The sequence below is a fragment of the Streptococcus sp. 5004 genome (assembly GCF_013276755.1).
Classification (GTDB): domain Bacteria; phylum Bacillota; class Bacilli; order Lactobacillales; family Streptococcaceae; genus Streptococcus.
Genome location: NZ_VMLP01000012.1, coordinates 65,426 through 75,881, shown reverse-complemented (window position 1 = coordinate 75,881; position 10,456 = coordinate 65,426). Strand labels below are relative to the sequence as shown.

Genomic DNA, 10,456 nt, shown 5'->3' with positions numbered 1-10,456 from the left:
TTATTTAAGAGTAACTGAAGCTCCAGCTTCTTCCAATTTAGCTTTGATTTCTTCAGCTTCTGCAGTTGCAACGCCTTCTTTAACAAGTGCTGGTGCACCGTCAACAAGTTCTTTAGCTTCTTTAAGTCCAAGACCTGTGATTTCACGTACAACTTTGATAACGCCAACTTTTTTGTCGCCTGCAGATGTCAATTCAACGTCGAATGAATCTTTAGCAGCACCAGCGTCAGCAGCACCAGCTGCAGCAACAGCTACAGGAGCAGCTGCAGTTACACCAAATTCTTCTTCGATAGCTTTTACAAGGTCGTTCAATTCAAGGATTGAAGCTTCTTTAATTTCAGCAATAATGTTTTCAATGTTCAATGCCATTGTTATTTCCTCCAAATATGTTTTTAAATTTATAATAGATTTTTCGTAGCTAGGCTACGATGCGTAGCTTAAGATTAAGCTGCGTCTTCTTTGCTTTCTGCAACCGCTTTGACTGCAAGAGCAACGTTGCGCACTGGCGCTTGAAGTACAGAAAGGAGCATAGAAAGAAGTCCTTCGCGATTTGGAAGAGTTGCTAGAGCAAGAATCTCTTCTTTAGATGCGACAGCGCCTTCGATTGCACCACCTTTGATTTCAAGTGCTTCAGCGTTTTTAGAAAAGTCGTTCAAGATTTTCGCTGGTGCGATAACATCTTCGTTAGAAAATGCTACTGCAGATGGTCCAACAAATACAGATGCAAGATCTTCAAGACCAGCTTTTTCAGCTGCACGACGCAAGATTGAGTTTTTAATAACTTTGTACTCAACTTCGCTTCCACGAAGCTCACGACGAAGAACTGTATCTTGCTCAACTGTCAAACCACGAGCGTCAACAACGACGATAGATGCAGCAGCTTTCATTTTTTCAGCTACTACGTCAACTAGTTCCGCTTTTTTAGCAATAATTGCTTCACTCATTAGTGTGTTCACCTCCGTAATTATTTTGCTTGGGGAAATTTTTCAAAAGAAAAACGCGCCCAAACCTAGACACGAAAGTACAATACGCTTCTTTTTACATGATACGTTTTGTCCTCGGTAGGATCCTTATGAGTCGAACTCCCCTACTGTCTTAGGCAGTTTTTTCAAACCGTATATAAGTATAGCATAGTCAAAAAAAGAATGCAAGATTTTTGCAAACTTTTTTTAAACTTTTTCGTGACGTAACTTCTCAAAGTAACTTCCACCTCTCTCCCAAAACTGGAAGTTAGTCTCAGACGACGAATGATGCTTAAATTAAGTCTGAGACTTTTCGGACCTCATTTCTAACTCAAACATCTCACACTTAATTCCACCATAAAAATCCGTTTTAGACTAATTTCCACTTCGGCAAGTCAAGTGGAAGTTACTTTGAAAAGTTAGCAACTAGCAGAATTAGCGAGAAATCTTAGTTTTTTTCTAGTCAAGTTGGCCTCCTTTATGGTAAAATAGTAACGATAAGAAATGAAGGAGAATCAAAATGGAATCACATTTGGTTAGAATCATCAACCGCCTTGAAGCAATGGCAAACGATGGCGGAAATTTAAAACGTAATTTTGAACGCGAAGGAGTTGTTGTTGCAGAAGTTGCGTACAGCCACGACGAAGAAAACGGCTCAATCTTTACCCTTCGTGATGTAGAAGCTCGCGAAACATATACTTTTGACAGCATTGACTTAATTGCAATGGAGATTTACGAACTCCTCTACTAATCTAAAACAAGCTGGGATTGTCCCTGCATGTCTAACCAAAATCCTTTTTGTCTCACAAATAGGATTTTTTTATAGTCCAAATTCACAAAGATCTTCATTGTAACAACTTCTCAAAGCTGCAATCTTTTTACTTGCTTTACACCCCAATCCTGTTATAATGAGAGTATAGAATTTGACTATTTTTGACCTTTAAACAGGTCAAGCTAAAGAAAGAAATGAGGTAGATGTATGCTTTGTCAAAACTGTAAAATCAATGACTCAACAATTCATCTTTATACCAATCTTAATGGAAAGCAAAAACAAATTGACCTCTGTCAAAACTGCTATAAGATTATCAAAACAGATCCTAACAATAGCCTCTTCAAAGGTATGACGGATCTGAACAATCGTGACTTTGATCCCTTTGGTGATTTCTTCAATGATCTAAACAATTTCAGACCTTCTAACAACACTCCTCCTATTCCCCCAACCCAATCAGGTGGAGGTTACGGTGGAAACGGCGGTTATGGTTCCCAAAATCGTGGATCCACTCAAACTCCGCCACCTAGCCAAGAAAAAGGGCTGCTGGAAGAATTTGGTATCAACGTAACTGAGATTGCCCGTCGTGGAGACATTGATCCCGTTATTGGGCGCGACGATGAGATTATCCGTGTCATCGAGATTCTCAATCGTAGAACCAAGAATAATCCTGTTCTTATCGGTGAACCTGGTGTCGGAAAAACGGCCGTTGTCGAAGGCCTAGCTCAGAAAATCGTTGATGGCGATGTTCCACATAAACTCCAAGGTAAACAAGTCATCCGTCTGGATGTGGTTAGCTTAGTTCAAGGAACGGGTATTCGTGGACAATTTGAAGAACGCATGCAAAAACTCATGGAAGAAATTCGCAAACGTGAGGACATCATCCTCTTTATCGATGAAATCCATGAAATTGTCGGTGCTGGTTCTGCAGGCGATGGCAATATGGATGCAGGAAATATCCTCAAGCCAGCCCTTGCTCGTGGGGAACTGCAACTGGTCGGCGCTACTACTCTCAATGAATACCGTATCATTGAAAAGGATGCTGCCCTAGAGCGTCGTATGCAGCCTGTCAAAGTCGACGAACCAACGGTGGACGAAACAATCATTATCCTCAAAGGAATTCAAAAGAAATACGAAGACTACCACCATGTTCAGTATACCGATGCTGCAATTGAAGCAGCTGCAACTCTTTCCAATCGTTACATCCAAGATCGCTTCTTACCTGACAAGGCCATTGACCTCCTAGATGAAGCTGGTTCCAAGATGAATTTGACCTTGAATTTTGTAGACCCTAAAGTCATTGATCAGCGCTTGATTGAGGCTGAAAATCTCAAATCTCAAGCTACACGGGAGGAAGATTTTGAGAAGGCCGCCTATTTCCGCGATCAGATTGCCAAATATAAGGAAATGCAAAAGAAAAAGGTCACAGACCAAGATACTCCTATCATCAGTGAGAAAACCATTGAGCACATTATCGAGCAGAAAACCAATATCCCTGTTGGCGATTTGAAAGAGAAAGAACAATCTCAACTCATCCATCTAGCCGAAGATCTCAAGTCTCATGTTATTGGGCAGGATGATGCAGTCGATAAGATTGCCAAGGCTATTCGCCGGAATCGTGTCGGACTTGGTACCCCTAACCGCCCAATTGGAAGCTTCCTCTTTGTCGGACCAACTGGTGTCGGTAAGACAGAACTTTCCAAACAACTAGCTATCGAACTCTTTGGTTCTGCTGACAGCATGATTCGCTTTGACATGAGTGAATACATGGAAAAACACAGCGTAGCTAAGTTGGTCGGCGCCCCTCCAGGTTATGTTGGCTACGATGAGGCTGGGCAATTAACTGAAAAAATCCGTCGTAATCCCTACTCTCTTATTCTCCTGGATGAAGTGGAAAAAGCCCATCCTGATGTTATGCACATGTTCCTTCAGGTCTTAGACGATGGTCGTTTGACAGATGGGCAAGGACGTACCGTTAGCTTCAAGGACACAATCATCATCATGACTTCAAATGCAGGTACAGGTAAGGCCGAAGCCAGCGTTGGTTTTGGGGCAGCTCGCGAAGGACGTACCAACTCTGTTCTCGGTGAACTCGGTAACTTCTTTAGCCCAGAGTTTATGAACCGTTTTGATGGCATTATCGAGTTCAAATCTCTCAGCAAGGATAATCTCCTTCAGATTGTCGAGCTCATGCTAGCAGATGTTAACAAGCGCCTCTCTAGCAACAATATCCATCTCGATGTGACAGACAAGGTCAAGGAAAAATTGGTTGACCTCGGTTATGATCCAAAAATGGGAGCACGCCCACTTCGCCGCACTATTCAAGACTATATTGAGGACGCAATCACTGATTACTACCTTGAAAATCCAAGCGAAAAAGACCTCAAGGCAGTTATGACCAGCAAGGGCAACATTCAAATCAAATCTGCCAAAAAAGCTGAAGTAAAAACTTCTGAAAAAGAAGTATAAATCCTATAGAAAAGGAGTAGAAAATGAAAATTTTCTGCTCTTTTTTACTAAAATAACTATAAGTTCTTGACAGCTTGCCCTTTGTCCATTATGATAATAATAACGATACTAGATAATGAGGAAAATGCAATGGCAAACCCAACTTTCGGAGAAAAAAAAGCGAATACAGACTATGTTTCACGTTACGGTGTATATGCAGTTATTCCAGACGCTGAACAAAAACAAATAGTTTTAGTTCAAGCTCCTAATGGTGCTTGGTTCTTACCGGGTGGCGAAATTGAATCAGGTGAAAATCATCAGGAAGCCCTAAAGCGTGAATTGATTGAAGAGCTTGGTTTCACAGCTGAAATTGGTACTTATTACGGACAAGCTGACGAATATTTCTACTCTCGTCATCGTGACACCTACTACTACAATCCTGCCTACCTCTATGAAGCGACTTCTTTCAAAGAAGTTCAAAAACCACTAGAAGACTTTAATCATATTGCTTGGTTCCCTATTGACGAGGCTATTGAAAATCTCAAACGTGGTAGTCATAAATGGGCCATCCAATCTTGGAAAAAACAGCATAAGATTGACTAATACTCTTCGAAAATCTCTTCAAACTACGTCAGCGTCGCCTTACCTTAGATATGGTCACTGACTTCGTCAGTCTTATCTACAGTCTCAAAACTGTGTTTTGAGCAACCCGCGGCTAGCTTCCTAGTTTGCTCTTTGATTTTCATTGAGTATAAATCAAGCGACTTTATTCAAAAAGTGCTATAATAGAATTAGAAAATCGGAGGAAATATTATGAAGCTTATCAATACGACAAACTCACACTCGCAACTTGTAAAAAGTCAGCTAGAAAGTACCGATGCAACCCTTGTTGAGGTTTATTCTGCAGGGAATACAGATGTTATTTTTACCCAAGCTCCGCTTCACTATGAAATCCTCATCTCAAATAAACACCGTGCTATTCGTGAGCCTGAAATCGAAACCATTCAAGAATTTTTCTTGAAACGTAAAATTGATAAGGAATCTATTGATGAGGCCAATATCAAGACACTCTACTCAGAAAAATTGATTGGAATTTCAATTCCAATCAAATAAAGAACTTGAGTAAAAACTCGATTTGAGAGAAAGTCCAATAAGTCTTTCCATAATAAAACGCATAGTAGCAAGAGTTCCTAAACCCGCTATTATGCGTTTTTATCATTTTGAATTCTTTTGCTCATGATATTACTATAGAAAAAGATTTGATTCTGTTTCTCACACAATCAAATCTTTTTCTTTTATTAAAAACGAATCGTTTCACGTGTTTTCTCATATGAGGTAACAAAGCGATTGGTTACACCAGGCTCTGCCACTTCCAATGCTTGAGAAATCTTGTCAAATGAAGCGTGATAATCAAATTCTTTTTCAAAAATATCTAAAGCTTCGTTAAATGCTTCTTGAATGCGTTCATCAAATGAGCGATAGCGGTTAGAATATTGTAATAATTGTTCTGTCAAAGTTGCATATTGTACAATATTATAAGTTTCCGTTTCTAAAGCTTCCATATCATTCGTTGCAATTTCAAGAACTCGGGTAACAGATTCAATGTTAATCATTTTTTGTTCTAACTCAACCATTAAATCCTCGGTATTATTGCTTGCCGTAAAGAATAACTTCAAGAAAGTTTGTGGAATACCTGGCAGATTGCGTTTTTCCATGTATCGCTTGATAGTATGGAGACGATTGACATAAACATTGGCCTTTTGACGTGCATTGATATCATCTTTCTCAATTTGTGTCAGGCGCTCACTAACTGAAATTTGCTCATCTTCAATATCTTTTAGTTGAGTTTGTAAATCCTCAAGATTTTCTTCAAGAATTGAATAAGCTTGGGTTGGTTCTTCTTGATTTGAAGTTACCTCAACAATAGCTGCCTCAAAACTCTCTAATTCTGTCTGAATACGACGAACATGGCTTGCAGCTGTCTCAGGAAGTAAATAGGTCTTGCTCAAACGTGCAATATCTTCTCCCAATAAAGTATTATTCTCTTTCATATGTTGAAGGTAAGTTGGAAGAGTTGCAAGTAGATTTTCCACTACTTTCTGAGCAGCAATTTCTCGAGTAAAAATATCATACAAGGCATTGATTTCCTCTTGTGCCTGTCCATTCTCATATTCGGCATTATCCAATTCCAACTGACGAATATTCTCTTGGTTTTTCTTGAATGCTTCATAAAGCAAGTGGAAACGCGCTTCAATATCCGTTTCAACAAAATGATAATTAGCATCTAAGAGCTTACGATAACCATCTTCTAAATCTTCTAGTTGATCTGGTAGGTCTTTAGATAATGTTGTTACAATTGCTGGTATACGATCAACAATATGTGTCAAAGCCAAGATATGATTTTCAGCATTATCCAAAATCACAGCAGCTTCTACTGGGTCACCCGATGAATTCAAGGTTACAAATTGTGAAAATTCAGATTGGATATTTTCTAATTGTTTTTCAATTTCATCCAAGGCTTGACCATACTGTTCTGAATTTTCAGCAACTCTATGCTGAAGTTCCTCAAATAAATCCAAAGTATGAAGAACACGACCACTATTTTTAGATTCTTGCTTCTCTAAGTCTGCCAAAGCATTGCGAATTTCAGCAATATCTTCTTCAATCAAAGTAATTTGACTCTCAATTTGGTCAATTTGATGACTGGCCTTGAGAAAACGAAATGAATGGTTATAGCCTTCTGCTTCAAAGAGATTATTTTCAATATCGGCAAAAGAGTTGAGAGATAAATCGACCCATTTTTGATTCCATTCACGGAAAGCCACTTGACTTTGTCCAATCAAGTGCATATTTTTTACAGCTTCTACTTCATCATTTACTGGAAGATTGTATAGTTCTTCTTTTCTTTCTTCTAGCGCCTCTAATCTTCCCTCGTTTCGCTTACGTAGAAAGATTGCCACTACATAAGCCAGAACTAAAATGACTGCAATTGCAACCATTAAATAAATTAGTTGTCCATTAGACATATCAAACTCCTTTTTTACTTGAAACAATCGTAATGATTATATCATATTTTTTAGACCAAGGGAACTACTTCTCCCAATTTTTTAGACATCCAACGTGCTATAGACAGCATTTTCTTCGATAAACTCACGACGAGGTTCTACTCGATCCCCCATCAACATATCAAAGATTTTATCTGCTTCTGCAGCATCGTCCACAGAAACTCTGGCCATCAAGCGATGTTCGGGATCCATGGTTGTTTCCCATAATTGGTGATCATCCATTTCACCCAGACCTTTATAACGCTGAATGGTTGGTTTGGCACGTCCTTCACTATGGCGAGCCAAGGCTTCTTGGAGTTTAATTTCTTGATCTGCTCCTGGCTGAATATATTCTTTAATCTCGCTTCCAACCTTGACACCATAGATTGGTGGTTGGGCAATATAAACATAACCAGCTTCTAGGATTGGTTTCATATAACGATAAATCAAGGTCAAAAGAAGGGTACGAATGTGGGCTCCATCGACATCGGCATCGGTCATCAAAACGAGTTTTTGGTAACGGGCTTTCGAAACATCAAATTCTGCGCCAAATCCTGTTCCCATGGCTGTGAAAAGACTACGAATTTCTTCGTTAGCAAGAATCTTATCCATACTTGCTTTTTCAACGTTCAAAATCTTACCGCGAATTGGAAGGATAGCCTGAAACTCACGGTTACGACCAGATTTGGCTGATCCACCAGCTGAGTCTCCTTCGACGATGAAGAGTTCTGTTTCAGCAGGGTTATTAGAAGAACAGTCTGCTAGTTTCCCTGGAAGGTTGGAAATTTCCAAACCAGATTTTTTACGAGTAACTTCACGCGCACGCTTGGCAGCCACACGAGCCTTAGCAGCCAAAATCCCTTTTTCCACGATACGTTTGGCAATCTGTGGATTTTCCATGAGGAAATCGGAGAAGGCTTCACTGAAGAGGCGATTGGTAATCTTGACCACTTCGCTATTCCCCAGTTTTGTCTTAGTTTGTCCTTCAAACTGTGGATTTGGGTGTTTAACTGAGATAACTGCAGTTAATCCTTCGCGGACATCTTCCCCAGTTAGGTTGTCTTCATTGTCTTTCAGTAACTTATTCTTACGAGCATAATCGTTGATAACACGAGTCAAAGCTGTACGGAAACCTTGTTCATGCGTTCCACCTTCATGTGTATGAATATTATTGGCGAAACTCATGACATTTTCATGGTAACCAGTTGTGTACTGCATGGCTACCTCAACTGTGATATCATCCATCTCACCATCTGTGTAAATTGGTGTATCAAAGATAACATCCTTATTCTCATTGATATATTCAACGTAACTAGCAATCCCACCTTCATAATGGTAATGCTTGGTTTGTTCCAAACCTTGGCGCTTATCTGTGATGGAGATTTGAAGACCGCGATTTAGAAAGGCCAACTCTTGAATCCGTTTATTTAATTTATCAAAATCAAAGGTTGTTGTTTCAGTAAAGATTTCTGGATCTGGTGTGAAGTGAACCGTTGTTCCAGTTCTATCTGTATTCCCAACCACCTCAAGGTCTGCGACAACATGACCACGACGGTATTCTTGGTAATGAATCTTACCGTTTTTGTGGACATGGACGTCTAATTGAGTGGAAAGAGCATTAACGACTGATGACCCTACTCCGTGAAGACCACCTGAAACCTTGTATCCGCCACCGCCGAACTTTCCTCCAGCGTGAAGGACTGTAAAGACGGTCTCAACAGCAGGACGGCCTGTTTTTTCCTGAATATCGACTGGGATACCACGCCCATCATCGACAACAGTAATCGAATCATCTGGCTCAATAAAAACTTGAATATGGCTGGCAAATCCTGCCAGGGCCTCATCAATTGAGTTATCAACAATTTCCCAGACTAGATGGTGAAGACCTTCTTTTGAAGTTGACCCGATATACATCCCTGGACGCATCCGAACAGCCTCTAAGCCCTCTAAAACTTGAATTTGACTGGCATCATAATCCTGTGCCTGCAGATTTTTGATTTCTTCTGTCATCTTATTCCTTTTTCTTATATGTCTAATACTTGTCTTAAATTCACGATACTGGTAAACAAGTGGGTAGCTAGTCCTGCAGATTGACCTGCTTCGATATCAATCGGTCGATCACCAATGACAAGACCTGAACTAATTTGATATTTTTCTCTTAAATAAATCATGGACTCTGGACTTGGTTTTCTCTTAAAGCCTGAGCTAGAAGTCACCACTTCTGTAAAATAGGTTGCTATAGAAGTTTTTTCTAAAATTTCTAAGACCTGATTATTTCGATGAGAGACCAAAAAATGACGCCCATCTTGTTTTGAAATATCTTCCAATAAGTCAGAAACTCCTTCAAATAAAATCGGGTGTTCTAGCTCTCTGGCTTCATTTTCCTTGTATTTTTCTAAAAAATGCTCTAAGTTGGGAGCGAATGTCTCAATCGCAAAATCAGTAGAAACCTTTAAAGCCTGATAAACACTGTCATGGTCTTGTGTGATGCCATACAGTGCCAATGTTTCAACAAATGCAGCTGTTGAAGTTTCATAATTATCCAGTAAAGTTCCACCTAAATCCCAGATATAATCGTGATATTTCATACCCTTCATTATAGCATTTTTTTATGAAAAAAGCGATGATTTCCCTGATTTTTCCACATAAAAAACGAGAGAATAACTCCCGTTTTACTGATTTTTACCAAAGACATCTCGATAGAGCATTCCTGTTCGTAAAGTCTCTGCGTCTCCTCCTAGTTGCTCCACCAACTCGTAGGCAAAGGCAAGAGCTGTCGAAGGGCCTCGACTGGTTGTCAACTGACCATCTACCACTACTGTTTCCTTGACGTAGTGACCATCAAGAATTTGCTCTTGAACGCCGTCATAACAAGTGTACTGCTTGTTTTTCAATACTCCAGCTTGATTGAGGGCAATTGGTGCCGCACAAATGGCCGCCAGTTTCTTCCCTTCTTGTTCGAAATTTTGCAATTCTTGAATCAAAGCCTGATTATCACGCAAATGTGCAGAACCAGGCATTCCGCCAGGAAGGACAATCATATCATAGTCTGATAAATCTCCATCAAAGACACGATCTGCTCTTACTTGGATTTCATGCGAACCCGTTACTTGCTTTTCAAAACCAACCATATCACAAGTAATATTTGCCCGACGCAAGACATCCACAACTGTCAAAGCTTCAATTTCTTCAAAGCCCTGAGCCAACATAACTGCTACTGTTACCATGATTTT

The 10,456-nt window shown here is 39.8% G+C and carries 10 protein-coding genes and 1 other annotated feature; of the genes, 4 read left to right on the top strand and 6 right to left on the bottom strand.

Going from position 1 to position 10,456, the window contains the following annotated elements; translation table 11 throughout:
- The gene (gene rplL, locus HT685_RS05050; protein WP_001196965.1) at positions 1-369 is read right to left on the bottom strand and encodes a 50S ribosomal protein L7/L12; all 369 of its coding nucleotides are present in this window, start codon (positions 367-369) and stop codon (positions 1-3) included.
- Between the two features lie 74 nt (positions 370-443).
- Positions 444-944, bottom strand: coding sequence for a 50S ribosomal protein L10 (rplJ, locus tag HT685_RS05045; RefSeq protein ID WP_001287278.1), 501 nt, complete (start codon positions 942-944; stop codon positions 444-446).
- A 38-nt stretch (positions 945-982) separates the two neighbouring features.
- Positions 983-1,118, bottom strand: a sequence feature (ribosomal protein L10 leader region).
- Between the two features lie 364 nt (positions 1,119-1,482).
- On the opposite strand from rplJ, the gene HT685_RS05040 reads away from it, so the two are divergent.
- The 4 genes from HT685_RS05040 (at position 1,483) to HT685_RS05025 (ending at position 5,292) form a co-directional block, all read left to right on the top strand.
- A complete protein-coding gene (locus HT685_RS05040; RefSeq protein WP_000443574.1) occupies positions 1,483-1,713 on the top strand; it encodes a DUF1797 family protein in 231 nt (76 codons plus the stop codon).
- A gap of 228 nt (positions 1,714-1,941) precedes the next feature.
- Complete coding sequence (locus tag HT685_RS05035; RefSeq protein ID WP_173226673.1) at positions 1,942-4,200, top strand: ATP-dependent Clp protease ATP-binding subunit; 2,259 nt, start codon at positions 1,942-1,944, stop codon at positions 4,198-4,200.
- A gap of 129 nt (positions 4,201-4,329) precedes the next feature.
- Positions 4,330-4,782, top strand: coding sequence for an NUDIX hydrolase (locus tag HT685_RS05030; protein WP_173226675.1), 453 nt, complete (start codon positions 4,330-4,332; stop codon positions 4,780-4,782).
- A gap of 210 nt (positions 4,783-4,992) precedes the next feature.
- On the top strand, positions 4,993-5,292 hold the full coding sequence (locus HT685_RS05025) for a DUF1827 family protein (protein ID WP_061439313.1): 300 nt from the start codon (positions 4,993-4,995) through the stop codon (positions 5,290-5,292).
- A gap of 185 nt (positions 5,293-5,477) precedes the next feature.
- Here HT685_RS05025 and ezrA read toward each other — a convergent pair whose 3' ends face one another.
- The 4 genes from ezrA to HT685_RS05005 form a co-directional block, all read right to left on the bottom strand.
- Entirely contained in the window at positions 5,478-7,205 is a 1,728-nt protein-coding gene (gene ezrA / locus HT685_RS05020) for a septation ring formation regulator EzrA (RefSeq protein ID WP_173226677.1), read from the bottom strand.
- An 81-nt stretch (positions 7,206-7,286) separates the two neighbouring features.
- Entirely contained in the window at positions 7,287-9,233 is a 1,947-nt protein-coding gene (gene gyrB / locus HT685_RS05015) for a DNA topoisomerase (ATP-hydrolyzing) subunit B (protein WP_173226679.1), read from the bottom strand.
- Positions 9,234-9,247: 14 nt separating this feature from the next.
- Positions 9,248-9,811 carry an HAD family hydrolase gene (locus HT685_RS05010; RefSeq protein ID WP_173226681.1) on the bottom strand — a complete coding sequence of 188 codons (564 nt, stop codon included), beginning with the start codon at positions 9,809-9,811 and terminating at the stop codon, positions 9,248-9,250.
- Between the two features lie 84 nt (positions 9,812-9,895).
- On the bottom strand, positions 9,896-10,450 hold the full coding sequence (locus tag HT685_RS05005) for a DJ-1 family glyoxalase III (RefSeq protein ID WP_173226683.1): 555 nt from the start codon (positions 10,448-10,450) through the stop codon (positions 9,896-9,898).
- Between the last annotated feature and the right edge of the window lie 6 nt (positions 10,451-10,456).

Excerpts from the sequence above, each read along its gene's own strand:
- gyrB (WP_173226679.1), bottom strand. The coding sequence starts at position 9,233 with ATGACAGAAGAAATCAAAAATCTGCAGGCACAGGATTATGATGCCAGT.
- HT685_RS05030 (WP_173226675.1), top strand. The coding sequence starts at position 4,330 with ATGGCAAACCCAACTTTCGGAGAAAAAAAAGCGAATACAGACTATGTT.
- HT685_RS05025 (WP_061439313.1), top strand. The coding sequence starts at position 4,993 with ATGAAGCTTATCAATACGACAAACTCACACTCGCAACTTGTAAAAAGT.
- rplJ (WP_001287278.1), bottom strand. The coding sequence starts at position 944 with ATGAGTGAAGCAATTATTGCTAAAAAAGCGGAACTAGTTGACGTAGTA.
- ezrA (WP_173226677.1), bottom strand. The coding sequence starts at position 7,205 with ATGTCTAATGGACAACTAATTTATTTAATGGTTGCAATTGCAGTCATT.
- rplL (WP_001196965.1), bottom strand. The coding sequence starts at position 369 with ATGGCATTGAACATTGAAAACATTATTGCTGAAATTAAAGAAGCTTCA.
- HT685_RS05010 (WP_173226681.1), bottom strand. The coding sequence starts at position 9,811 with ATGAAATATCACGATTATATCTGGGATTTAGGTGGAACTTTACTGGAT.
- HT685_RS05040 (WP_000443574.1), top strand. The coding sequence starts at position 1,483 with ATGGAATCACATTTGGTTAGAATCATCAACCGCCTTGAAGCAATGGCA.
- HT685_RS05005 (WP_173226683.1), bottom strand. The coding sequence starts at position 10,450 with ATGGTAACAGTAGCAGTTATGTTGGCTCAGGGCTTTGAAGAAATTGAA.
- HT685_RS05035 (WP_173226673.1), top strand. The coding sequence starts at position 1,942 with ATGCTTTGTCAAAACTGTAAAATCAATGACTCAACAATTCATCTTTAT.